Here is a 23,954-nt window from a genome sequence, read left to right as displayed (position 1 = left end):
CAATTTGCACTCCTCCCTTAATAACTCAGTTGCGGTCAGAATGGTTTATCACCTGAATAAGGTCGTGCTGACTCGGTGATGTACTTGATGGCTGTTGGAGAATAGAAATATTGCTAAAGCGCAGCGCTATACCGGTTGGGTTAGCTAGCTTTGGGTCCGTTTGCATATGATAGTGTAGGTGTGCACCATGCGAGTTCCCACTATTGCCACATTGACCTAACTCTTGCCCTTGGCTCACAACATCACCCTGTTTTACTGTGACACTTCTTTGTTTAAAATGCGCCAAGTAAGAGAACTCGCCGTTACCATGAGCGATCATCACAAAGTTACCAGACATGTTCTCCGCATCGGTCTTTCCCGGTGGATTATCGGCAAGGTCGCTCACCACTTCGATCACCTCCCCTCCCGCAGGCGCGATAATTGGCTCACCAAAACATGGGTATTGCTCAACTGAGCTAATCGCATTTTTAGCCAACCACTCTGTCAGATTAAAATTCTGATATTCGGCAACCTCATCACTGTCAGTAAGATCAACAGGTACCATATCGAGCGCATATCGTTGGTTGTTGCCACCGTGTCCCGTGCCATCAAGCGCGACAAAAGCCGCATGACGAAATGGCAATATCAACTCTGTTTGAGAATAAGGTGGTAGATCTTGTTGGGCAGAAACGAGCGATACGGGTAGAAGAAAACACAGTGTTAAGATACGGCAGAAAAAAGATCCACTTCCACGTAAAGAATCGAGTTGTGTCGTCATAATTGAACGCCCTTAATCGTTTGAGCTCAAAACCGTTATCCTACCTTGCACTTACCCGCTTCTCTGCAACAAGCATCACACTACCAAGCGATAATAATTACGTTATGTATCAATACTGTACTTAACTCAACGCCTCTCTTATAAGGACAGACACCATAGTCTCCTGCAAAATGATATAGCGGGTATACCGACAGCAAATAGCATCATTACATCGAGCCTATAAACGGGTAAACTAACCCAAAGCGACTTAATTTAATGCCATCATGTCACGCCAAGCCTATAACACCATTGATGTACCTTTTCACTTTCGCCATACCTGCTGGTTTTGTGGTGAGCCATCGTCCACACACTTAGACTTTCCGCACAGTTGTAATATTGCATCCAATTTGTCGCACCCGCTATTATCACTGCCCGCGTGTCGAGAGTGTTGCTCGCTGAGCTATCCTCGTCATGTTCGTTCTATTTGGTCATTGCGCGCGCACCTGAAGCAAGCCCTACTCACTAAATACACCAAACACATCGCAATTGGTGAAAACTGGACAGAGCAAGAACTGATCGAAAGCGAGTTCTCTGGTGCAATATTGGGCGGATTTGGCAAAAGCGCTTGGCAAATGTATCAAATCGCTAAACAACGAATTGCCTTTAACGGTTGGGCTCTAAGCATTGACGATCAATCGCTAGAAATTATCGATGACACAGCAAACTTTGAGTTTGATGGCACCCAGTACCTATCAATCACGGCATGCATCGATTTCTATGTCGAAGGGGTCGGAGTCGACAAAGAACTGCTTACTCAGTTAGTGGAGATCTTGACTCCGAATCGGTTTGGCTACGCCTTACAAATCGCAAAGCTGAATAAACGGCTTTCTCATACTAAACGCAGGCAAATCATTGAAGAAATCACGCTTCAAGAAGCGGAAAGCCAACAAATTGAACAAGAGCAACAAAGTCTGCTTAGCGTTCAATCCACCATTACTGATGTTAAAGTGTCTGGGGCCACAGCCCCTGCCTTTGCGATTCAATGGGCGATGCAAAAAAGAGCGCGAACACTCGCAGAGCTTTGCCAATTAGAAGATGATTTCTTTGATGAATTCGCAACTTTAGGCGGTGCGGCGGCATTTCATTCCTACCAAGGGTTACAACTTTACTTGCAAGCAAGAGAAGAGAAAACATGGGCGCAAGAGTGCGACCCAAACTACGCAGTTTGGTTGACCATTTAAAGTGAGGAACCTGCGCTTTTTACCCATCAATATAAGAGTCCTGAGTGTCACGAAACGATTAGCCCAATTTTAGAATCAAATATTTTCATTTAATTCATTTATCAACAAATAACATTTATGTAACATCAAAAGCACTCTACATCTGATGTTACACGATCTCTTATCGCTGCTTCATCAAACGACAACACAATTACAAGGTCTGTTTGCTCGTCAAATCGCAAACATAACAGACAGGAAGTATCGCTATGATTATCTCAGCCTCAACCGATTACCGTGCAGCAGCCAAAGCAAAACTGCCCCCCTTTCTCTTTCACTACATTGATGGTGGTTCGTACAATGAACACACTCTCAAACGCAATACTTCTGACCTATCTGAAATCGAACTGCGCCAACGCGTACTGCGCAATATGGAAGATTTAAGCTTAGAAACCGAACTGTTTGGTGAAAAATTGGCGATGCCAATGGCTCTTGCTCCTGTCGGTCTCACTGGCATGTACGCTCGTCGTGGCGAAGTTCAAGCGGCAAAAGCTGCGGAAAATAAAGGGATTCCATTTACGATGTCAACCGTATCGGTATGCCCAATAGAAGAAGTCGCACCAGCGATTGAACGCCCAATGTGGTTCCAGCTTTATGTGCTTAAAGACCGCGGTTTTATGCGCAATGTTCTTGAACGAGCGAAAGCGGCGGGTGTCACCACCCTCGTCTTTACCGTAGATATGCCTGTTCCCGGGGCTCGCTATCGGGACATGCACTCTGGCATGAGCGGTCCAAATGCGGCGATGCGTCGCGTATTTCAATCGATGCTTCATCCAAGTTGGGCGCTCGATGTAGGCGTGTTAGGAAAACCACACGATCTGGGTAATATCTCTACCTATCGAGGTGAACCAACCAAACTTGAGGACTACATCGGTTGGCTAGGTGCAAACTTCGATCCGTCCATTAGCTGGCAAGACTTAGAATGGATTCGTGATTTTTGGGATGGACCTATGGTGATTAAGGGTATCTTGGACACCGAGGATGCCAAAGATGCCGTGCGTTTTGGTGCTGATGGCATTGTGGTTTCTAACCACGGAGGCAGACAACTCGATGGCGTTCTCTCTACGGCAAGAGCGCTACCAGATATCGCCGAGGCGGTAAAAGGTGATATTAAAATTTTGGTCGATTCCGGTATCCGTACTGGATTGGATGTGGTGCGCATGTTGGCACTAGGAGCGGATTGCACCTTACTTGGCCGTTCATTTGTTTATGCGCTTGCCGCACAAGGCCAAGCGGGAGTGGAAAACCTACTCGACTTGTATGCCAAAGAAATGCGCGTCGCTATGACGTTAACCGGTGCTAAGTCGATTGACGATCTTGGTCGAGATTCCTTGGTTCAATTTGCTTAACTTGCGACAATAACGGGCACAAAAAAGGCGAGTGTAAACTCGCCTTTTCATTGTAGGTTTTATGTTAGCTCGACGCTGGGCTGGTGCTGGTTTTCGCTACTTTCAGCTCTTGCTGATGCAACATGTTATCCAGCTGATCTCGACGTGCTTTAAATGCCGCCATTTCTTTTTTCGGCACCGAGTTTGCCATTGGAATATTCGCTTTCATCGCATTAACAGGACGCCCGCGAACAATCAACTCATAGTGGATATGAGGTCCAGTAACACGACCTGATTTTCCAGATAAACCGATACGTTGGCCTCGCGTCACCTTTTGCCCTTTACGCACTAAGATCTTACTAAGGTGTAAGTAGCGCGTCTTATAAGTACTACCATGTTGAATCACTACGTAGTTTCCGGCGTAAGGGTGTTTACGTGTCATCACCACCACACCATCACCCGTTGAAACAATCGGTGTACCGACTGGTGTCGCCCAGTCCGTCCCGTTGTGCGGCGCAACTCGCCCAGTTACTGGGTGCTTGCGATGCGGATTGAAATTCGAGCTTAAGCGATAGTTACCGTTGACAGGTTTACGCTGGAAAGCACGTTGTAGGCTGTCACCATTTTTATCGTAGTACTGACCATCAGAGTGCAGGTACGCGGTAAATTCGCCACCACGATTAAATATTTTGATCGCTTGAATTTCGCGATTACCAGTCAAAAGATCATCAACGTACTGTCGAGACTGGACGACCTCAAACTTATCACCCGCACGTAAGTCACGAGAAAAATTAATCTTGTCTTTAAGTAATGAGACGATCTGCTCTACTTCGGTGATCCCTAAACCAAGGCGATTCACCGATTGAGAGAAACTGCCGTTGATTTCACCCACCAAAGGAAACTCTTTCCATACGCCAGGAATCTTCACATCGGTAAAGGTATACTCGCCATCGTCGGTTCGGGTATAAACTGCGCGCTCAACCAAACTGAATTCCAGTTCCATTTTACCGAGCGTTTTCGTCTCTTCATCACGCCAAAAGCGCAGGGTATTACCGGGTTTTAATGTATCCAAAGCAAGGTAGTTAAGGTCAGTTTCCATAATTTTCATTAGGTCACTGTATCCAAACCCGAGCTGCTCAAAAATAGAGCTTAGGTTGTCGCCAACACGAATTTGATATTCGTAATCTGGCATATCCGCAGATTCAACACTTTCTTGAAGCAGAGTTTCAACCAGTCCTGATTCAGGAAGGGAAAGATCAATAGTGCGGATAGTTGGTGAGTGAGAGCCAATCGATGTCATAGCGACGACCGCCACGAGTGGCAAACTCAAAAGCATCATTTTTTTCCGTTTCGACAAATCCGAAACGCGTGCTTTTATTGTTCTTACTTGCACAATTTGACCTTATAGATATTCGTATTTTTATTTATCCTGAGAATGAAAACCTTGATTTCCATACTTAAAAAACGGCTATAAGAGTACGTATTTATAAGCGACTTGTCACCCTAGCATCACCACTTTGCGATCAAAAAAGGCGCCGTTAGCGCCCCATTTATACAGCCATCGATAGTCACTAAACAGCAACTATCTGAATTTATTATCAATAAGTATTGACTAAACTATTATCTTCGCCGAACCCATTTGGTTTGTATTGGTCGGCCGCTGGGTCATTAATCCAACGCTCATCATCGACAAGATAACGAAACTCAAACTGTTGGTCCTTAGGCAGACGAGTTTTAAACTTGAATGACTTACTTTTGGCGACTTTTTTCATTGCAGCAGGCTGCCAATCCAAAAAGTCCGCGACAATCGCGACACTTTTGTCTGCGTGGTCTTGAGGTAGCTCAAACGTAACCTCAACTTCATCCTTCGTTTTAAAGAAACGCTTATTTATCATTTATTACTCCATCAACAACAAGAAAAATAACGCTTTTCAATATAGGCAATCTGTATCACACAAACAACCGTTTATTTATTGTGCAACAAAAGTGTCAAATCCGGATTGACCGTAACTAACTGCGTTTTATGCTGATTCGGCTCATCTGCCATCGCCTGATTGTCACCATGAGAACGATAGCTCAAGGTAACTTGCGCAGCATCATAACTTAGGTCATCAACCACAACACGATCGCCAATTAGCACGCTATCAACTAACACCATTCTCTTACGTTGAACGTCATAATTGAACGTCGCAAGATACGTAAACACGCCGCTACCTTGGTTGGAAACTGTCATCACCGATACATATTGATTGGTATCGACAAAGGTGAGCCATTGTGTGCTAACTGACACCTGTCCTCGCTCCACTCCCGAGTCATAGGCACCAAGGACGACTTGTCGTGCCGGATCAACTTGGTCAATGTAGGCAAATGCAGCACTCTCTGGCACTTCAATTGTCCAAGGATTGGGCGTTTGAATATCAAAGATTTGCTTAACAACCACATCATACTGCTGATGTTGGTTAGGGAACTTTGCCAGTATCTCTTCATCATCCATGCTAAAGCGATACAAACCTGCCACCACCACGATAACCAGTAGAACGATGGGAACAAGCAAAATAAGTGGGATGGGTAACAGACGTTTTTTCATATTCAGTCTACTATGTGTATCCTTATAAAGTGATCAACATATCAGTGCCTACGTGTTATCTCAAGGATCGACAATGAAACATAATGTTAAAGTTCGCACCGCAGAGTGCAGTTGTGGTCAAGTGAGTTTGATTTGCAAAGGTGAGCCAATTCGTACTGCCATTTGTCATTGCTTCGCCTGTCAAAAAAGAACGGGGAGCGTATTTGGGGTGCAAGCACGCTTTACCAAATCGCAAGTTACCTACAGTGGTGACGTCGTTGAATACACTCGTTTAGGCGACTCAGGCAATCAAGTCTCATACTCCTTTTGCCCCGCTTGTGGCAGCACTATGATGCTGACACTTTCCGCCCTACCTGATTTTGTGGTCATTCCTATCGGGGTGTTCAATAGCCAAGACTTACCACAGCCGAGCTTTGCCGTTTACGAAGAGCACAAACATTCTTGGCTAAAGTTTGCCTGTCAGGTATAGCCGCCATTCGAGTAACTTTTTGTACCGCGACAAGTTAAGTCACTGCTCTGATTATGCTTGTCTTCCATCAAGCTAGGTTTGGTCGGTGCATTTTCCTAGAGTTTTAACTCAACGCCCCTTTAAGCGAGTAGCGGTCAGCGCTATAATCGCCCCCTTGTTCTTGGGAGTAATATTGTGATTTCTCGACTACCTCGATGGGTGGAATACGGAGCGTTCCTTCTTGCCCTGCTGGCTGGCATTGTCAATGCGATAGGTTTACTTGGTTTTCAGCACCAAGCCGTTTCACACATCTCTGGCACCGTCACACTACTGGGAACCAGTATCGAATCACTCGATGGCATGACCAGCCATCTACTGATGATACTCGTCAGCTTTTTAATTGGTGCTGCACTTGCGGGCGCATTTTTCGAATGTACCGCCTTAAAGTTGGGTCGCCGCTATGGCGTCGCACTCTGTATCGAAGCGGGACTACTTTTTGCCGCTTATCTACTACTCAAAGACAATATCACCTCAGGTCAATACTTCGCCTCTGCCGCTTGTGGCCTACAAAATGCGATGATCACCACCTTCAGTGGCGCTGTTGTGCGAACAACCCACATGACCGGTATCATTACCGACCTCGGTATAATGATAGGTGCACGCCTGCGGGGCGAACGCTTTGATTACCGTAAAGCTAAGCTGTTTTTGTTTATCTTTAGTGGTTTTTTGCTTGGTGGTGTAATGGGGGCAAAACTCTATGGCACATACGCAATCGCGTCTCTGATGGCACCAATAGCCCTAGCTCTCGGCTTAGCCATCGTTTATTGGTTCTATCTCTATACCACTCGCTATACAAACTAACGCTCTTCTTATCTGTGCAAACAAGCCATGATCGGAACCCTTTGCTGGGTTCTGATCGACTCTCATCTTCACCTCAGTTTTGTCTTCGTCGCGACCAATTTACAACTGTCTATAATTTATACACTTAACAGTGCTTTATGATGAATAAATAGCGAATATTAATGAATAGTATTGCACCTATAGGCAAAATCAAGTAGCATGCGCCAAATTGATTAAATAGGGATGTTTAGTGAATAAGTATGCCAACGGATTGGACTATTATTGACTAGTTGTAACATGAGAAACGCAATGACCAATAAAACGCAAACAACCGGACAAAGTAAGCCGAAATCGCACTTCTGGATCTTTTTGATCCCGTCGCTAATCGGTGTGTTCCTGTTTATGGCTCCTATTAGCTACAACGGTGATATCACCATTCCTGTCGCGGTTCTAGCGAAGTCTATCCAAGCGGTGTTTGGTGACTCATTGGTTGCTATTGTCACGGCTATTGTTGCATTTATGGCGGCGGCATCTTTGCTATGTCGAGTTAAAACCCCAAGTGTGATTGCTAACAGCCCATTCTTAAATGGATTATTTAATCCATCACCTCTTTGGTTAGCCGTTCGTGTTATTGGTGGTATTGCGGTCGTCATGACATTTTTCCAACTCGGTCCAAAAGCGATTTGGGAAGAAAACACAGGGGGCTTGGTACTAGAAGGCTTGCTACCTACACTATTCTCAGTGTTTATTTTTGCTGGCTTACTACTTCCTTTACTGCTTAACTTTGGTTTGCTTGAGCTATTCGGTACGTTACTCGCCAAAGTGATGCGTCCTGTGTTTAACCTTCCTGGTCGTAGCGCTATTGACTGTATGGCGTCTTGGTTAGGTGATGGTAGCGTAGGTATCTTGCTAACCAGTAAGCAGTACGAAAACAAGTTCTACACCGAACGCGAAGCTGCGGTCGTCGGCACCACTTTCTCTGCGGTTTCAATTACCTTCAGCCTAGTGGTTATTGCTCAAGTTGACTTAGAGCACATGTTTTTGCCTTTCTACGCAGCCGTCTGTTTGGCTGGTTTTGTCGCAGCGGTAATCATCCCTCGTTTACCACCACTCAGCTACAAGAAAGATACCTTTATTGATGGAACAAAACCTGCTGATGACGCTGATGCTATCCCAATGGGGCACTCTAGCTTCTCATGGGGTATGGAGCTTGCACTAGAAAAAGCGGGCAAAGTGAAATCACTAAAAACCATCGCTCAAGAAGGTATTCACAATGCTGTTGATATGGTATTTGGCGTACTGCCAGTTGTGATGGGCTTAGGTACGGTTGCGCTGGTCATTGCTGAGTACACTTCGGTATTTACCTTCCTTGGACAACCTTTTATTCCATATCTAGAACTACTGGGTGTACCGGAAGCAGCAGAAGCTTCAAAAACGATTGTGATTGGTTTCGCGGATATGTTTATTCCATCAATTCTTGCGGCGTCAATTGACAGTGAAATGACTCGCTTTGTGATTGCTGCGATGTCGGTTACTCAGTTGATCTACATGTCGGAAGTGGGCGCACTGCTACTTGGCAGCCGTATCCCAGTGAATATCTTTGAGCTATTCGCAATTTTCGTTCTACGTACGCTGATCACTCTGCCTGTTATTGCAGGTGTCGCGCACTTAATATTCTAAGTAAACACAAACATCAAATAAGCAAAATGGCTACCTCTTGGGTAGCCATTTTTATATCTGGAAGGTCAACGACAGCGTTACTTACGAGGTTTGATCGAACGGTAAGCCACATCTGTCAAATAGTCATTTAAGCGGTGGGAAGCCGCAACCGCTTCGTCATCATCAGTATGACTCACTGCACGCAGTACCGCCGCATGCAATGATGAAGCCTCAACCAGATCAGACGCTTCGTTTTTGTACGCAAACCAAAAACGACGAGAAAGTCCCTGCAGTGGCGCCATGGCTAACTGGAGGTACTCATTGCTTGCCGCTTTGACTAACACCGTATGAATATCTTTTAGCAAAGAGGCGTAAAGCAGGTCATCTTTGTTTTCGGCACAAACCTCTAATTGCTCAGCCAAGTGCAGCATCTGCTGCTTCTCTGCAACACTGGCACGTGAAGCCGCATACTTAACACATAGCGCTTCTATATCACGGCGAACTTCCAAAATTTTTAATTGGCTTTCAACCGAAATCGTCGGAATTTGAATACCACGGCGAGGATGAATTTCGACCATGCATTCATACGCTAGCCTCTGTAAAGCTTCACGAACGGGTGTTCGTCCTAACTCTAATTCTTCAGCTAACTGTTTCTCACTCACCATACTCCCTGGCTCTAACTCGCGGAAGATGATCATTTTCTCGAGCTTGCTGTATGCAACCTCGGTCTTATTGACTGCGTTAACGCTCATATAGGTTCTATTCCTTTATTCAATCTTTTAGTGAGCAATATCACGTTAAGAACAATCTGATTGTACCAGAAAAGAATTTAGGAATATATTTAAAACATACAACTGATATATCAGATGAACATCAGTTATCTATTAGTGAGGTAAGAATGAAATCTTGGAACATTATCCGTCGTTATGAAAGCACACCGGATCTACCTGTGTTGGCAGAAGTAGAAGTGCTAGTCATCGGTGGTGGTCCTGCGGGCGTGGCTGCAGCGGAAAGCGCCGGTCGCCTTGGTAAAAAAACTTGGCTAATTGAAAAGTACGGCTTTTGTGGCGGTGCAGCGGTAGCGGGCCTATCAGGCACTATCTGCGGCATGTACATGGCAACTGACAACGAAGACGCGCAACCAGAGCAAGTTGTGTACGGTTTTACAGAACGTTTTCGTCAGGCGCTAGAAAACAAAGGTGGCGTCACTGAGCCACAACGTTACGGCAAAACATTTACCGTGACTCACGATCCACTGGTTTGGCGTGAAGTTGCTGACGACTTCCTAGAACAAGCGGGCGTTAAGACCCTATTCCACACGGCAGTAACTGGTGTCATCATGGATGGCGACGCATTTAAAGGTGTTATCGTTGAATCTAATGCGGGTCAAAGCGTGATCCTAAGCAAGATGATCATCGACGCATCCGGTGACGCAGCGGTTGTTGCCCGTGCTGGCATGGATTACTACTTCGGTGATAATGGTCGTATTCAAAACCCAACTATGTTCTTCCGCTTCGGTGGTGTTGACATGGATAAGTACCTTGAGTACTACGGTGAAGATACTATCTGTCCACCAAAAGTAACCGAAAATATCTTGGCAGCAAACGCAAGCGGCGAGTATGAACTACCACGCCACAAGATTTGGATTTTCCCAACCACTCGTGCTAACGAACTCATGGTTAACGCCACACGTCTAGCGGGCCAAGATGGTCGCATGCTAAACGTGATTGATCCGGCTGACTTTACTGAAGCTGAAGTATTTGGCCGTCGCCAAGTACGCGAGTACGCACGCTTCCTAAACAAGTTTGTTCCGGGTTGTGAAGACGCATTTGTGGTTGATACGGGCGTTGAAGTGGGTATCCGCCAAACTCGCTCTATCGTCGGTGTTGAAACACTGACTAACGAAGATGTAGTGAACTGCCGCAAACGTGAAGACGGTGTATGTCGCACGCCTTGGCCAATTGAGCTGCATTCAGGTGACAAGCCAAAACTTCATTGGCTGCTTAATGATTACTACGACATCCCATTCCACACACTGGTTCCTGTTGTTGGTGAGAACATCATCGTCGCAGGCCGCTGTTTAAGTGCTGAACACGAAGCTCTAGCTTCTGCTCGCGTAACGGCTCAGTGTTTTGAATTGGGCCACGCTGCTGGTGTTGCGGCAGTACAAGCAATTGATACAGATTCGGCGATTCGTGACCTAGATGTTGCGAAAATTCGCGCCACCATGATTGAAAACGGCTCACGCCTGTAAGGATTAAGAAGATGAAAGATCTAAAAATTGAACGCGTTGAACTTTATGCGGTTGCAGACCGCGAAGCAGCACCAGTGCCATGGGCAGATAACCAAGAACCTTTGCTATACACCAACAACATCGTTCGTCTAATTTGTAACGACGGCACAGAAGGTGCTGGCGCAACCATCAGCTACACTGAAAACGATTTTGACCGCTGCATCATCGAATCACAACGTACTGTTGTTCCTGGTCTAATTGGTAAAAACCCTCTTGCGACTCAAGAGCTATACAACTGGCTTCAATCTCGCTGCACTTGGGGTGGTCTTCCTGCAAAATCTCCTATTGATATCGCTGCATGGGATATCAAAGCAAAAAAAGCAGGTATGCCACTTTACATGCTACTAGGTGGCGCTCGTAACAAGATGCTTTCTTATGCATCAACGCCAATGTTCGACACGGTAGAAGAGTACTTCCCGTACCTAGACGACTGTGTGGCACACGGCTTTAAAGCAATCAAACTGCACTGCTACTGTGTATATGAAAAAGACGTTGCGCTAGTAGATGCTGTACAAGCTCGCTACGGTAAAACTGGCATTCGTTTTATGCTAGACACCGCAACTTTCTACACACCAGAGCAAGCAATGGCAATGGCTCGTCGTCTAGAAGGTTACAACTGGGAATGGTTAGAAGCGCCAGTTTCTGACTACGACTACAACACTTACAAGCGCCTAGTGAAAAACACTGACCTTGAGATCTCAAGCCACGGTAACTGCCTGCTGACGCTTCAAGAAGTCACTTATGCACTATCAAAAGAAATGTGGTCTGACGTACGCCAAGACGCAACAGTTTGCGGCGGTATTACACCATTGAACAAGTGCTTCCACATTGCTGAGGGCTTCTCTAAGAACCTTGAAATCCAATCAATGGGTTACACACTAACGCAAGCGGCAAACCTACATGTAGCACTTGCACACAACAACTGTAAGTTCTTCGAACAGTTCTACCCATACGATGACTTCGAGCTAGCATCGAAGACTGTCATTCGTACAGACAAAGAAGGCTATGTTCACGCTCCAGAAGGCAACGGCCTTGGTATCGAAATGGATTGGGACAAAGTGAAAGAAATGTCTGTGGCATCTTACGTTTTTGAATAAGCGCATGCCTTTAAAACAAAAATAATTAAATACAGAGACAACAAAAGACTGACACCTCTACCTACAAACCGCTTCCCTTCTTGTCCATGTGAACAAGAAGGGGCAGCACTTGATGTCAGCTCTCCGTCCGAGTATTCGCAACATTAGACAATATTGGAAAGTCACACTATGAAATTGAATACTTCAGAAATAGACTGGAAACTCACCTTTGGCAGTTTTGGATTCGTACTGCTTCTTGGTATTCTGGCAGTGGTATACCCAGAAGCAGTTAAAAGCACCATGGGTAGCATGCTAGATTTCACCGTTATTAACTTCGGTTCTGGTTTCCTTTGGTACACCCTATTTGCCACAGGTGCCCTACTATACATCGCATTCTCAAAGTTCGGCGACATCCGTATGGGTGACACCAAACCAAAATTCACTAAGTTCCAACTATTCGCAATGGCGCTATCTGCGGGTATGGGTGCAAGTACCATGTACTGGGGCTTTATTGAAGCAGTGTACTACTTCATGGACCCACAATTTGGTATCACAGATAAAGCGATGGCAATGGAGTACGCAACTGCGTACAACATGTTCCACTGGGGCGCAGCTGGCTGGTTTATCTACCTAATCGTTGCTATCCCATTTGCCGTTGTGTTCTACCTAAAGAAAAGCCGTCGTATGAGCTTGAGCGGTGTGATTAACTCGCTATTTAACGACAGCCTACCAGTTTGGGCACAAAAGCTAATCGACCTACTGTTTATCATTACCACACTAGCTGCGACAGCACTAACACTGGGCCTTGGTATTCCAATGATCTCGTCTAACCTTGCGAGTCTGACCGGTATTCCAGACAACTTGATGTTAGGTATTGGCGTTATTCTTGGTCTATCGGTTATCTTCTCGCTAAGCTCGTACATTGGCATCGAGAAAGGCATGGCTCGTCTATCAAGCGCAACGATTTACATCTGTGCAGCGTTCGTTGGCATCATTTTCATCATCGGTCCATCAGCACTGATCATGAACAACTTCACCAACGGTATCGGCGTAATGCTTACGGAATACATCCGCATGAGCACCAACACTGACCCATATGGCACAACACTATTCCCTCAATACTGGACTGTATTCTTCCTAGCAAACTGGATTTCATACTCTCCTGGTGTGGGCGTGTTTATCACTAAAATCATTCAAGGTCAGAAGCTACGCGATGTTATTCTAATCCTAGTGATTGGTGGCACAATGGGCTCTGCGGTAATCTTCGGTGTGTGTGGCACGTTCTCTATGGACCTTATCAACAACGGTGTTGTTGATGGCGTGAAACTAATCGCTGACGGTCAACCAACTGAGCTGGTTAAAGAGATCTTTAATTCAACATCAATCCCTATGGTACTAACTGCAATTTACCTAGTGACGATGATTCTGTTTACAGTAACCACACTAGACGGTACGTCTTACTCTCTAGCGGGTATTGCAACAAAACAACTTGATGAAGAAGCGAACGTAAACCCAATGTTCCGTCTGTTCTGGTGTCTATTGCTGACAGCACTGCCAATCATCTTCCTATTGATTAATGCAGACTTGAACATTCTAAAAGCGTTCCCTGTACTGATTATCGTGTTGATTGTACCTGTATTCTTTGTTGCTGCGGTTAAGACTCTTCAATACCTAAACAACAACTACAATACAATCATGGCTCACCAAACTGAGCAAGATAAGCTGCTAGGCCTTAATACTGAAGAAGAAGCAGTATCAGCTGAAACAGCAAAGCAAGAACCAGCTATCCAAGCGTAAGTTTGCCGTAGTTCGGAAATAGAAAATAAGTCATAAGTCAAAGGCACCTTAGGGTGCCTTTTTTCATCTCTGCGCTTTGGTGAGCGTCGCGTATAAAGGTAATAACGTCTGTCCCTTTAAAACCTAAAACATCCAACTTTAAACCGTCTGTCCCTGTAAGAATTGTAAGAGTTAAGGTGTCTGTCCTTATAAGGGAGAAGCCAGTGGTCACTGCGGCTAACCATTAGGCATAAAAAAGACCACCCGAAGGTGGTCTATTCAAAAAATTTGTTTTACTCGTCGTCAGCTTTTGGTGCCACTTTCTTTTTAGGAATAAAGACGCTGTCACCCACGGCCACGTTTTGGTAGAAACCTTTATCACGCTTAACTGGTTTCTTCGCCGTCTTCTTCGCTGTTTGCTTGTTCTTATTGCGGTAATCGACTTTACCGTTACGAGAAACAGGTTTCTTCGGCTTCAAACCTTTAAACTTACCTTCCAAACCTTCTAGAGTCGAGAAAGCTAAGTCTTGCTGCAGGTATGCCTCTACACGTTTAAAGCTGTCCCAGTCTTTAGGACCAACCAATGAGATTGCATCCCCTTTGTTGCCCGCACGGCCAGTACGACCCACGCGGTGTACATATTCTTCAGTATGCTTTGGCATATCGAAGTTAATCACGTGTGTTACGTTGGCTATATCTAGGCCACGAGAAGCCACGTCTGTCGTCACTAGGATCTTAAACACAGCACGCTCAAACTGACTCATAATCGTGTTACGTTGAGTTTGGTTGAGGTTGCCGCTCAATGCGATGGCTTTGAGTTTTTTCTCATTCAGCTTGGCAGTTAGACGCTCAGTGTCATCACGAGTGGCGGTAAAGATAATCACCTGACGGTACTCAGACTCTTCTAGTACACGCTCTAAAATCGCCTCTTTGTGATCCAAGTGGTCACACAGGTAGAACTTCTGGGTAATGTCTTGGTGCTCTTGGTTAGAGATACCTACTGCGATACGTTTTGGCGCATCTTGCATCTCTGCCGCAATATCATTGACTTCAGCATGGTCAAGTGTTGCAGAAAACATTAACGTTTGACGGCGACGGTGTTTGGCTGCGTTATTGATGCGGCGTAGTTCTGGCGCAAAACCAAGATCTAACATACGGTCTGCTTCATCAAGCACTAATGTTTCTAGACCATCAAGAAACAGAGATTTGTGCTCAAGGTGATCAGCCAAGCGCCCTGGTGTCGCAACGATAAACTTAGGGTAGCGACGTAGCGCTTTCACTTGATCGTTAAAGTTTTCACCACCAACAATCAGTGTCGCATCGTAAGTTAAACCACCAAGCATCGCGCGTAGCTCACCATAAACTTGTTTTGCAAGCTCGCGAGTAGGCGCCAAAATCAAACCACGGGGATCTTTTGCCGAAAACGCTTTTGACTTAAGCGATTTGTGAAGCATAGGCAGCACAAACGCTAACGTTTTACCTGAACCGGTTTTTGATGAAGCAAGCAAATCTTTACCAGCAATTGCCACAGGAATTGCTTGTTTTTGGATATCTGTTGGCTTCTTAAACGCATAGTGGTTCAAGTTTTTCAATAAGCGGTTATCTAAGCCTAAATCTTTAAACTGCAAAGTATTCTCCAAAGTCAGTTTCGGCGTGGCGCCGTCAAATATAATTAAACACGCTATGATACCTCGAAAGCAGGTAAAATGGATAGAGATCACAGAAAATAATCCCTCTGTGTTCTTGACGAAATCGTGAACAGTGACTCGGTATGGTGGTACGTTTTTGCAACACTCGGATTAAAACCGCTAAATTCTTGGAATATTTTGACTTTTCTATACTGTGTAAAATGTATAAATAGAGCTACACTATGTTTTGTACTATACATTTATAGGTATAGGACATTAACGATACTTACAAATGCAAGGAGTTCATCCATGAACAAAATGTTTATCGCAGCTGCAGCGACTTCAGTTCTTCTACTAGCTGGTTGTGCATCAGGTCCAGACGAAGCAACAACTGCAAAACTAGACGAACTAAGCAATCAAGTAAGTCAGCTAAGCCAAGATGTTAACGCTCTAAAATCTGACGTACAAAAATCTGGTAGCGCAGCAATGGCGGCACAAGAAGAAGCAGCACGCGCTAACGAACGTATCGACAACATCGCGCAGTCTTACACTAAATAAGACCCCGCCTGTTGTTCAACTACGTTCAGGTTGCGATAGCAACTGGAATGCAGTGAACTCGCTTATGAGCTCATAGATAAATCCGATATCATTGATATCGGATTTTTTTATTTTTGGCGAAGAGCGGCGCCAACGTCACCGCTATTTTTACCAAGTGGTCGAGCTAGTTTTTCAAAGACTTAATTAGCACAGAGGTATCCATACGACCTAGCCCCTGCTTTTGAAGATCGGCGTAGCGTTGATCAACCTCTTTTGTCAAAGGCAATTCAACACCTAGACGCTCTGCTTCTTCTAAACAGAAACCAAGATCTTTACGCATCCAATCAATCGCGAAACCAAAATCAAACTTATCTTGCGCCATCGTGCTCGCGCGATTTTCCATTTGCCAAGAGCCCGCCGCACCAAACTTAAGCGTATCCACCACTTGAGCGATATCTAGGCCAGATTTTTCTGCCAAAATCAAAGCCTCACTCAAACCTTGCAAGACGCCAGCAATACAAATCTGGTTGACCATTTTACAACGTTGGCCTTGACCATTTTCACCTAGTAAGGTGCTTTGCTTAGCATAGACATCCATAATCGGTGCTACTTGCTCAAACACGGCTTGTTCACCACCGCACATAATTGTAAGCACACCATTTTCTGCTCCTGCTTGACCGCCAGAGACCGGAGCATCAATAAATGCGACACCTTGCTTGTTCGCCTCTTGTGCCAGTTCTTCAGCAAGATTTGCTGACGTAGTCGTATGATCCACCAGCACAGCCCCTGCATTTAGCCCTGCAAGCACGCCCTCTTCACCATAAATGACGCTGCGTACATCGTTATCATTCCCAACACATACAAACACAACATCACAACCTTCAGCGGCTTGTTTAGGGGTTTGGCATGCTACACCTTGGTACTCTGTCTGCCATTTTTCCGCTTTGGAAAAAGTACGGTTGTACACGCGTGTTGTGTAACCAGCTTTGCTCAAATAGCCTGCCATCGGGTATCCCATAACGCCAAGTCCGATAAAAGCAACGGTTTTACTTTCCATGTTTTACTCCCAAATTATTATTATCGCGGTTCTAGCTACTTTGCATTTTGTAACCAGATAACTTGCTCACCACAATGACGGAAAATATCCATTTTGGCTATAGTCAAATCACACCAAGATGCTGGATGCTGAGAAATAGCCAAAACGCCCTTCCGAACAGCTAGCTTTACGGTTTACGCCGATTGAGCCATTTTAGCTATTATGTTTTTTTGCAATTATTCTCTCGGTTCGCCACCATTTCTGTGTAAAAATGCGCCTTTGCGTCACTGATTGTATAAGCTCCATGAACTTTAAAGCTGCTATTTTTGATATGGACGGGCTACTACTCGATACTGAACGTCTATGTATGCGTGTTTTCCAACAAGCCTGTGAAACACTGGGATTTCCCTTTCATCAAGAGGCCTACCTAAACATTATTGGGCGTAACTCTACTGGCATTCAAAAGATCCTCTTACAAGCGTACGGTGACGATTTAGCACCGATTCATAACGAGTGGAAGCAAAACTACGATGCCATTACTCATCACCAAGCCATTGACGTGAAAGAAGGAGTTATCGCACTACTTGAATGGCTAAAAGCCAATGATATTCCTACCGTTGTAGCAACCTCAACTCGTCGAGAACTGGCTGAAATTAAGCTAAAACTGGCAGGTTTAGACGGTTATTTTTCGGGGCTAACATGTGGCTGTGAAGTAAGTAATGGTAAGCCCGACCCAGAAATCTATTTACTGGCTGCGCAACGCGTCGGCGTCGCGCCAGAGCAATGTATTGCATTTGAAGATTCATCTAACGGCGTGATCGCAGCCGTTTCCGCTGGCATGCAAACTTACCAGATCCCTGACTTGGTTGTGCCTAATGATGAGATCAAAGCACTCGGTCATAAGATCAAACCTTCTTTATCGATAGTATTGGAAGAACTTAAAGCGAGTTGATATTCGAAAGGAGCCAAAAGGCTCCTTTTTACTCGATTGGCAGGTAATTCTATTCGCAGTACTCAATTTTTGCCGCGATATCTCCCCAATCAAAACGTCCATATTCAACGAAACCAAGACTTTGATAGAAGCTTCTGGCCACTTTGTTCTCATCACAATAGCCGATATGAATTGATTTAGGGTTTTTACTTCGAATTTCCTCTATCACCATACTCATCATCTTGCGCCCGTAGCCTTTACCTTGGTGCTCTTTATCAGTCATAACACGGAAAATGTAATATTCCCTAGGACGGGGGATGACTGCCCATTCGGCATCAACCCACTCACTATACATCACAAACCCAACAACTTTTCCGTCTACAACCGCAGCCCTCGGCTGATAGCTTGTGTTTACGGCTGATTGAGCCATGGAATGAACATTATCAGACACTAAGCCCTTTTGAGAATCATCCAACTGCAAAGCAATAACTTGTTGTAAGTTGTCCCTGTTGACTTCTACTATTTTCATATTGTGCTTTTATCCCTTGCTACCTTCGCCTTCGTACAATACCAACCTTCTTAAAAAGTTAAACACTCTTTTAACTTGTCGAAACAAAATCCCCTATCTGCGCCCCTCATACCGCACTCTCTTTAGAAAGTTCTGGATGTGATACCTTAGGTATGCAGCCGTACTGAAAACCATGCAAACCTTGTTTTGCACATGTTATCTTCATTCCATTTCGTTACATTGTTAGCCTGGTATGACTTTCAACTAACATAATCAAACTAAACTAAAGTTTATAAAATCAGCATCACATACCAAACATCTATAGGCTTCAAATGAATAAATTAAACCATTTCATAGCCACTAAACATGGTAAAGCGCGAGCGGTAAGTTTTTTACTTACCATGATCTTTATGTTTTCTTCGGCCTCTGTTTCACACAGTTCTGAAGTCGATAACCTTGCCTCCGCGACTAACAACATCTCCTATCGAATTACGCCTCTACTTGAGTCTGCAAGTATTAGTATCTTTGACCGCTTAGAGAGTGACACGGCAAGCATACAATACCGCAAAAAAGGGGACGAAAACTGGCAAGACGGATTAGATTTGCATTGGAATAGCCATGACAACGCCCTGTCAGGAAGCATTTTCTACCTAAAAGAACAGACCGAATACGAAGTTAAGGTCACACTAAGGAGTGATGTCCAAGACGATGAAATACAGATCTACTCTTTTAAAACTTGGGACTCTCAACCTCAATTCGATCCGCAAAAAATCTACCATCTAAAAGACATCTACTTCGGTGGACAACTCGACCTCGAAGCACTAAATATTGAGGGGACAAGTGATGGTTGGGCAAAAATTATAGGTGATGACACAACACCAATTGTGGCCGACAGCAACGTGCATGACTCAGCCATTAATATAGGCTCAAACAAATACATTTATTTCGAAAACATCACCGTCTCGGGAGGTCGTAAAAATGCCATCTCAAGTAACTCAAGCCACAGTCTATGGTTCAATGGGTGTGATATTTCTGGCTTCGGGCGCACCCCTAATGTGATCGTTGATGGCTTAGCTTATGAGAATGCAGATGACCGAACAGCAATCAACTATGACTCTGCATTCAATTTACTCAACACTGGTGTCGTTGTCGTTGAAAACTGTCATGTTCATTCACCCGTTCCCAAAGCAAATAACTGGAGTGCCGGACATCCTCATGGCCCAAATGCCTATTTAGCAGCAGCCAATCACCCAGACTGGAATTACTCGGGGCAAGTGATCCTACGTAACAATCGATTCTATGGTACGCACGGCCATAGATTCAATGATGTGATAGAGAGTCGCAGCAACGGCAGTATCTTAGGTGGCTTTGTTCGAGATTCCGCAATCTACAATAATTATCTCGCCTATTCCAATGACGATATTATCGAAATGGATGGGGGGCAAAATAATGTCTCCTTTTACGACAATGAAATTGAGCATGGATATGTCGGAGTCAGTGTTATTCCTAATGTGAAAGGGCCAAGTTATGTTTTTAACAACTATATCCATGACCTAGGTGATGATCGTGGCAAGAAATGGGGAGCGATTAAAGTCGGCGGGCTAGTCACTCGACCTGAAGGAGTAACCAATGTCTTAAATAACTATATTCGCACAGGTGCTAATGGTATCACCGCTTCTGGCTATGCCGGTGACAAGACGTATTGGGTAAATGTCATCAATAATGTGATGATTCATGATATGTATCGACAATACAGGGGGTACAGTATTTATGATCATGAATTTTACGCAAAATCTCAGTTTATTAATAACTACATGTTTAACCTTGTGGTAGAAAAAAGTGTCTATCAAGCAGAAAACGTCGTCCCATTTTATGATTCTTCGTTAGTGAATACTGAATTTGCGACGTCCCTATGGGAAAGCGATAAATCTTATGTCACTTTCGACATGCCTGCTCATCATCACTTAGCCAACATCACTAAATTTGACAATACAGGCAAGACAATCATCGGGCTTTATCTCCTAAGTGCGAATGCAAACCCATTTCAGCCAATAGCAAACCATCGAGAAGATAGCTTCAATGACGCTCAAGTAATAAACAATTTCTTGGACAAGGCTGGAAGCAGAAATTTAACTGACACAGATATAGGGCGCAACAATAAAGGTATCTTTTACTTTGATATCCAAACCTATATATGCAAAGGGTTCTGGTCTTGCTTACTGCCCCCCTATTAGCTTAGTGACCAAGATTTTATTCGCCCTGATATAGGTTGAAAATCTTTCAGGGCAATTTTGATTTGCAAGCATACGCAAACCCCCAAACTTCTTATGGTTGCACTCTTTGAATTAACTGATAATAATTATCATTAACACAAAAGAGGAAATTATGGATCCATTACAGCCGGTATACAACGCATACTTCAAAGCTCAAGATCGTTTTGTTCAGCATCAAGCTCCCGATGGCTTTGAACCCGATATTATTCAAGACTATATTCATTGGTCAATGACACTCGCCTCCTACTACGAAGAAGGTTCGGAGTACGAAAGTATCCTTCTGTGCGAACTCTATCTGCGCCGCTTGTACTTCCACATGCTGGAAGCGATTCAAAACCCAAAACATAGCCGAATCTTTCGTCGAGTCTGTCTTGATTCCATTCATACCCCTCTTTTGTGCCTCAAACGCTATTACTACCAGTGGGAAGATGGCGACGTAAAATTTCTTTCTTTACAACAACAACTAAGGTGTATTCAAGCACCACATGACTAACAAAAGGATCTGACATGACACAGCAATTTCGCATCGAAAAGGACAGCATGGGAGAAGTGAAAGTACCCGCCTTTGCGTTATACCAAGCCCAAACCCAACGTGCCGTCGATAATTTTCACTTTAGCCAACATAAAATGCCTGTCGCGTTTGTTCAAGCACTCGCCCACATTAAGCAAACAGCAGCGATCACCAATGCACAACTTGGCTTACTTGAAGGTGACATTGCCACTGCTATCGCCGACGCCGCGCAAACCATTATTGACGGAAATCATCTAGAACATTTTCCCATTGATGTATTCCAAACAGGTTCTGGAACAAGCTCTAATATGAACGCCAACGAAGTCATCGCCACCTTGGCGAGCGTTCAACTAGGCGCCTCTGTTAGCCCGAACGACCACGTCAATATGGGGCAAAGCAGTAATGATGTGGTTCCCACAGCGATTCAAATTAGCGCCGTACTCTCAATTGAAAATCACCTACTTCCCTCGTTGCAACACCTTATCGACCGTCTTGAAGATAAACGTCAGCAGATCGGCTCTAGTATTAAAACTGGCCGCACCCACCTTATGGATGCAATGCCGATTTCTTTTGATCAAGAGCTAGGCGGTTGGCAATATCAAATTGAACATGCCAAACAAGCTATTGAGCAGCAACTCAAAGAGGTGAGAGCGTTGGCGCAAGGAGGAACGGCTGTCGGTACCGGCATCAACGCTGACCCTCGCTTTGCCAGTGCCTTTGCAGATAACCTCACTCAAACCACTCGAAGTGAGTTTACTGCCAGCCCTAATTTCTTTTTTAGTCTCAGCAGTCAAGATGCCGTTGTGGCACTGTCTGGATCTCTTAAAACTGCCGCTGTAGCGATAATGAAAATCTCTAATGATCTGCGCTGGATGAATTCAGGCCCTCTGGCCGGATTGGGGGAAATTGAACTTCAGGGTTTGCAACCTGGATCTTCGATCATGCCTGGTAAAGTCAACCCAGTGATTCCCGAAGCCGCTGCGATGGCAGCAGCGCAAGTGATTGGCAACGACGCCACAATCACGGTGGCGGGACAATCAGGGAACTTCCAACTTAATGTGATGTTGCCCGTAGTCGCGCACAATGTACTAGAAAGCATTGAATTGCTTGCCAACAGTGCGACGGCATTGGCTGACAAAGCGATTGAAACTTTCACCGTACGTGAGGATAACCTTAAGCAAGCGTTAGACAAGAACCCAATTCTGGTCACTGCGCTCAACCCAGTTATTGGTTACCTCAAAGCAGCTGATATCGCCAAAAAAGCCTACGCGGAAGGCAAAGCCATTATCGACGTAGCCGATAGAGAAACCGATTTAGATAGAGAGACGCTTGAACGCTTGCTTGACCCAACCAAACTCACCCAAGGCGGCTTAGCCGAATAGCTCCATAGAATCAAAAAACGCCTTTCTGGTTACTCTTTGGCAAGGCAAAGAGTAACTGGACCGCTTGCACAAAGCGCACAGAAAAGCACCAAAACTTTTAAGCGGGACATATCGACCTGTCCGACTAAAATGCCCAATCACTAAAACCACTACGAACATAAGCTAAGAGCGAGATTCCCTTCTTCAAGGGAATGACAGTAATAGGATCGGAGGAATAACAACGTTTGACGAAGCGTGAACATCAATACTAGATCGCAAATGTTTTAAACTGAGCCACCTTGTCCAAAAACGACTTAGCTTGAGTGACCAATACTCTAGGCAAAAATTCAGGACGAATTTTTAGGTTTTCGGTGTCGGGAACACCTAAAACCGGCCGAATAGCGTCAAAGAAACAAGAACGCCTTTCTGGTTACTCTTTGGCAAGACAAAGAGTAACTGGACCGCTTGCACAAAGCTCACAGAAAAGCAGCAAACTTTTAAGCGGGACATACCGACCTGTCTGACTAAAATGCCCAATCACTAAAACCACTACGAACATAAACCAAGAGCGAGATTCCCTTCTTCAAGGGAATGACAGTAATAGGATCGGAGAAATGACAACGTTTGACGAAGCGTGAACATAAATACTAGAGCAGCAAGCGTTATAAACTGAGCCACCTTGTCCAAAAACGACTTAGCTTGAGTGACCAATACTCTAGGCAAAAATTCAGGACGAATTTTTAGGTTTTCGGTGTCGGGAACACCTAAAACCGGCCGAATAGCGTCAAAGAAACAAGAACGCCTTTCTGGTTACTCTTTGGCAAGGCAAAGAGTAACTGGACCGCATGCATAAAGCTCACAGAAAAGCACCAAACTTTTAAGCGGGACATATCGACCTGTCTGACTAAAATGCCCAGTCATTGAAACCACTACGAACATAAGCTAAGAGCGAGATTCCCTTCTTCAAGGGAATGACAGTATTAGGATCGGAGGAATGACAGCAATGGGATTGGAGGAGCAACAACGTTTGACAACGAGTGAATAACAATACTAGAGCAGCAAATGTTCTAAATTGACCCACCTCTCCAAAAGCGACTTAGCTTAAGTATATTCATCATTTGATGAATATATGGGGAATTATGTGACTTT

21 protein-coding genes are annotated in these 23,954 nt (G+C 44.7%); 13 read left to right on the top strand and 8 right to left on the bottom strand.

The annotated features are described in order from the left end of the window. Window positions 1-25: 25 nt before the first annotated feature. Window positions 26-757 carry a M23 family metallopeptidase gene (locus GZK95_RS16050; protein ID WP_075715699.1) on the bottom strand — a complete coding sequence of 244 codons (732 nt, stop codon included), beginning with the start codon at window positions 755-757 and terminating at the stop codon, window positions 26-28. 263 nt (window positions 758-1,020) lie between these two features. Here GZK95_RS16050 and GZK95_RS16045 point away from each other — a divergent pair, with 263 nt between their 5' ends. Both GZK95_RS16045 and lldD read left to right on the top strand, forming a co-directional pair. Next, complete coding sequence (locus GZK95_RS16045; protein WP_075715700.1) at window positions 1,021-1,977, top strand: hypothetical protein; 957 nt, start codon at window positions 1,021-1,023, stop codon at window positions 1,975-1,977. A 245-nt stretch (window positions 1,978-2,222) separates the two neighbouring features. After that, window positions 2,223-3,362 (top strand): FMN-dependent L-lactate dehydrogenase LldD, encoded by a 1,140-nt coding sequence (gene lldD / locus GZK95_RS16040; RefSeq protein ID WP_075715701.1) that lies wholly within the window; start codon window positions 2,223-2,225, stop codon window positions 3,360-3,362. Between the two features lie 64 nt (window positions 3,363-3,426). Here the strand turns inward: lldD and GZK95_RS16035 are convergent, their stop codons facing one another. The 3 genes from GZK95_RS16035 to GZK95_RS16025 all read right to left on the bottom strand — a co-directional run bounded on the left by GZK95_RS16035 (window position 3,427) and on the right by GZK95_RS16025 (window position 5,928). After that, window positions 3,427-4,680, bottom strand: coding sequence for a peptidoglycan DD-metalloendopeptidase family protein (locus tag GZK95_RS16035; protein WP_075715702.1), 1,254 nt, complete (start codon window positions 4,678-4,680; stop codon window positions 3,427-3,429). A 259-nt stretch (window positions 4,681-4,939) separates the two neighbouring features. After that, complete coding sequence (locus GZK95_RS16030; protein WP_075705975.1) at window positions 4,940-5,236, bottom strand: isoamylase early set domain-containing protein; 297 nt, start codon at window positions 5,234-5,236, stop codon at window positions 4,940-4,942. A 71-nt stretch (window positions 5,237-5,307) separates the two neighbouring features. Continuing rightward, window positions 5,308-5,928: a hypothetical protein gene (locus GZK95_RS16025; protein ID WP_075715704.1), complete on the bottom strand. Its 621-nt coding sequence runs from the start codon at window positions 5,926-5,928 to the stop codon at window positions 5,308-5,310. A 73-nt stretch (window positions 5,929-6,001) separates the two neighbouring features. Here GZK95_RS16025 and GZK95_RS16020 point away from each other — a divergent pair, with 73 nt between their 5' ends. From GZK95_RS16020 to GZK95_RS16010, 3 genes are all read left to right on the top strand, one after another. Beyond that, window positions 6,002-6,397: a GFA family protein gene (locus tag GZK95_RS16020; RefSeq protein WP_075705973.1), complete on the top strand. Its 396-nt coding sequence runs from the start codon at window positions 6,002-6,004 to the stop codon at window positions 6,395-6,397. Between the two features lie 174 nt (window positions 6,398-6,571). Then, window positions 6,572-7,237 (top strand): YoaK family protein, encoded by a 666-nt coding sequence (locus GZK95_RS16015; RefSeq protein ID WP_075705972.1) that lies wholly within the window; start codon window positions 6,572-6,574, stop codon window positions 7,235-7,237. 288 nt (window positions 7,238-7,525) lie between these two features. After that, window positions 7,526-8,896 carry a YjiH family protein gene (locus tag GZK95_RS16010; protein WP_075715705.1) on the top strand — a complete coding sequence of 457 codons (1,371 nt, stop codon included), beginning with the start codon at window positions 7,526-7,528 and terminating at the stop codon, window positions 8,894-8,896. 77 nt (window positions 8,897-8,973) lie between these two features. On the opposite strand, the gene GZK95_RS16005 is transcribed toward GZK95_RS16010, so the two are convergent. Next, window positions 8,974-9,627, bottom strand: a complete 654-nt coding sequence (locus GZK95_RS16005) for a GntR family transcriptional regulator (RefSeq protein WP_075705970.1) — start codon at window positions 9,625-9,627, stop codon at window positions 8,974-8,976. 146 nt (window positions 9,628-9,773) lie between these two features. Between GZK95_RS16005 and GZK95_RS16000 the strand changes: the two genes are divergently transcribed. The 3 genes from GZK95_RS16000 to GZK95_RS15990 all read left to right on the top strand — a co-directional run bounded on the left by GZK95_RS16000 (window position 9,774) and on the right by GZK95_RS15990 (window position 14,041). Continuing rightward, window positions 9,774-11,129, top strand: a complete 1,356-nt coding sequence (locus GZK95_RS16000; protein ID WP_075715706.1) for an FAD-dependent oxidoreductase — start codon at window positions 9,774-9,776, stop codon at window positions 11,127-11,129. An 11-nt stretch (window positions 11,130-11,140) separates the two neighbouring features. After that, window positions 11,141-12,265, top strand: a complete 1,125-nt coding sequence (locus GZK95_RS15995) for a mandelate racemase/muconate lactonizing enzyme family protein (protein ID WP_075705968.1) — start codon at window positions 11,141-11,143, stop codon at window positions 12,263-12,265. A 168-nt stretch (window positions 12,266-12,433) separates the two neighbouring features. Continuing rightward, a complete protein-coding gene (locus GZK95_RS15990; protein ID WP_075715707.1) occupies window positions 12,434-14,041 on the top strand; it encodes a BCCT family transporter in 1,608 nt (535 codons plus the stop codon). 272 nt (window positions 14,042-14,313) lie between these two features. Here the strand turns inward: GZK95_RS15990 and GZK95_RS15985 are convergent, their stop codons facing one another. Next, on the bottom strand, window positions 14,314-15,660 hold the full coding sequence (locus tag GZK95_RS15985) for a DEAD/DEAH box helicase (RefSeq protein WP_075706238.1): 1,347 nt from the start codon (window positions 15,658-15,660) through the stop codon (window positions 14,314-14,316). Between the two features lie 297 nt (window positions 15,661-15,957). On the opposite strand from GZK95_RS15985, the gene GZK95_RS15980 reads away from it, so the two are divergent. Continuing rightward, the gene (locus GZK95_RS15980; protein WP_075705966.1) at window positions 15,958-16,206 is read left to right on the top strand and encodes an Lpp/OprI family alanine-zipper lipoprotein; all 249 of its coding nucleotides are present in this window, start codon (window positions 15,958-15,960) and stop codon (window positions 16,204-16,206) included. A gap of 163 nt (window positions 16,207-16,369) precedes the next feature. On the opposite strand, the gene GZK95_RS15975 is transcribed toward GZK95_RS15980, so the two are convergent. Beyond that, a complete protein-coding gene (locus tag GZK95_RS15975) occupies window positions 16,370-17,242 on the bottom strand; it encodes an NAD(P)-dependent oxidoreductase (protein WP_075705965.1) in 873 nt (290 codons plus the stop codon). Between the two features lie 283 nt (window positions 17,243-17,525). Here GZK95_RS15975 and GZK95_RS15970 point away from each other — a divergent pair, with 283 nt between their 5' ends. Next, window positions 17,526-18,173 carry an HAD family hydrolase gene (locus tag GZK95_RS15970; protein ID WP_075715708.1) on the top strand — a complete coding sequence of 216 codons (648 nt, stop codon included), beginning with the start codon at window positions 17,526-17,528 and terminating at the stop codon, window positions 18,171-18,173. 49 nt (window positions 18,174-18,222) lie between these two features. Here GZK95_RS15970 and GZK95_RS15965 read toward each other — a convergent pair whose 3' ends face one another. After that, a complete protein-coding gene (locus tag GZK95_RS15965; protein WP_075715709.1) occupies window positions 18,223-18,681 on the bottom strand; it encodes a GNAT family N-acetyltransferase in 459 nt (152 codons plus the stop codon). A 311-nt stretch (window positions 18,682-18,992) separates the two neighbouring features. On the opposite strand from GZK95_RS15965, the gene GZK95_RS15960 reads away from it, so the two are divergent. The 3 genes from GZK95_RS15960 (at window position 18,993) to GZK95_RS15950 (ending at window position 22,826) form a co-directional block, all read left to right on the top strand. Continuing rightward, window positions 18,993-20,894: a hypothetical protein gene (locus tag GZK95_RS15960; protein ID WP_075715710.1), complete on the top strand. Its 1,902-nt coding sequence runs from the start codon at window positions 18,993-18,995 to the stop codon at window positions 20,892-20,894. Between the two features lie 151 nt (window positions 20,895-21,045). Then, on the top strand, window positions 21,046-21,426 hold the full coding sequence (locus tag GZK95_RS15955) for a hypothetical protein (RefSeq protein WP_075705961.1): 381 nt from the start codon (window positions 21,046-21,048) through the stop codon (window positions 21,424-21,426). A gap of 14 nt (window positions 21,427-21,440) precedes the next feature. Next, window positions 21,441-22,826: a class II fumarate hydratase gene (locus GZK95_RS15950; protein WP_075715711.1), complete on the top strand. Its 1,386-nt coding sequence runs from the start codon at window positions 21,441-21,443 to the stop codon at window positions 22,824-22,826. Window positions 22,827-23,954 lie beyond the last annotated feature (1,128 nt).

It is taken from the genome of Vibrio panuliri, assembly GCF_009938205.1.
In the GTDB taxonomy this organism is placed as follows: domain Bacteria; phylum Pseudomonadota; class Gammaproteobacteria; order Enterobacterales; family Vibrionaceae; genus Vibrio; species Vibrio panuliri.
This window is presented reverse-complemented; position numbering and strand designations above follow the sequence as displayed.

Excerpts from the sequence above, each read along its gene's own strand:
- GZK95_RS16050 (WP_075715699.1), bottom strand. The coding sequence starts at position 757 with ATGACGACACAACTCGATTCTTTACGTGGAAGTGGATCTTTTTTCTGC.
- GZK95_RS16045 (WP_075715700.1), top strand. The coding sequence starts at position 1,021 with ATGTCACGCCAAGCCTATAACACCATTGATGTACCTTTTCACTTTCGC.
- lldD (WP_075715701.1), top strand. The coding sequence starts at position 2,223 with ATGATTATCTCAGCCTCAACCGATTACCGTGCAGCAGCCAAAGCAAAA.
- GZK95_RS16035 (WP_075715702.1), bottom strand. The coding sequence starts at position 4,680 with ATGATGCTTTTGAGTTTGCCACTCGTGGCGGTCGTCGCTATGACATCG.
- GZK95_RS16030 (WP_075705975.1), bottom strand. The coding sequence starts at position 5,236 with ATGATAAATAAGCGTTTCTTTAAAACGAAGGATGAAGTTGAGGTTACG.
- GZK95_RS16025 (WP_075715704.1), bottom strand. The coding sequence starts at position 5,928 with ATGAAAAAACGTCTGTTACCCATCCCACTTATTTTGCTTGTTCCCATC.
- GZK95_RS16020 (WP_075705973.1), top strand. The coding sequence starts at position 6,002 with ATGAAACATAATGTTAAAGTTCGCACCGCAGAGTGCAGTTGTGGTCAA.
- GZK95_RS16010 (WP_075715705.1), top strand. The coding sequence starts at position 7,526 with ATGACCAATAAAACGCAAACAACCGGACAAAGTAAGCCGAAATCGCAC.
- GZK95_RS16005 (WP_075705970.1), bottom strand. The coding sequence starts at position 9,627 with ATGAGCGTTAACGCAGTCAATAAGACCGAGGTTGCATACAGCAAGCTC.
- GZK95_RS16000 (WP_075715706.1), top strand. The coding sequence starts at position 9,774 with ATGAAATCTTGGAACATTATCCGTCGTTATGAAAGCACACCGGATCTA.
- GZK95_RS15995 (WP_075705968.1), top strand. The coding sequence starts at position 11,141 with ATGAAAGATCTAAAAATTGAACGCGTTGAACTTTATGCGGTTGCAGAC.
- GZK95_RS15990 (WP_075715707.1), top strand. The coding sequence starts at position 12,434 with ATGAAATTGAATACTTCAGAAATAGACTGGAAACTCACCTTTGGCAGT.
- GZK95_RS15980 (WP_075705966.1), top strand. The coding sequence starts at position 15,958 with ATGAACAAAATGTTTATCGCAGCTGCAGCGACTTCAGTTCTTCTACTA.
- GZK95_RS15975 (WP_075705965.1), bottom strand. The coding sequence starts at position 17,242 with ATGGAAAGTAAAACCGTTGCTTTTATCGGACTTGGCGTTATGGGATAC.
- GZK95_RS15970 (WP_075715708.1), top strand. The coding sequence starts at position 17,526 with ATGAACTTTAAAGCTGCTATTTTTGATATGGACGGGCTACTACTCGAT.
- GZK95_RS15965 (WP_075715709.1), bottom strand. The coding sequence starts at position 18,681 with ATGAAAATAGTAGAAGTCAACAGGGACAACTTACAACAAGTTATTGCT.
- GZK95_RS15960 (WP_075715710.1), top strand. The coding sequence starts at position 18,993 with ATGAATAAATTAAACCATTTCATAGCCACTAAACATGGTAAAGCGCGA.
- GZK95_RS15955 (WP_075705961.1), top strand. The coding sequence starts at position 21,046 with ATGGATCCATTACAGCCGGTATACAACGCATACTTCAAAGCTCAAGAT.
- GZK95_RS15950 (WP_075715711.1), top strand. The coding sequence starts at position 21,441 with ATGACACAGCAATTTCGCATCGAAAAGGACAGCATGGGAGAAGTGAAA.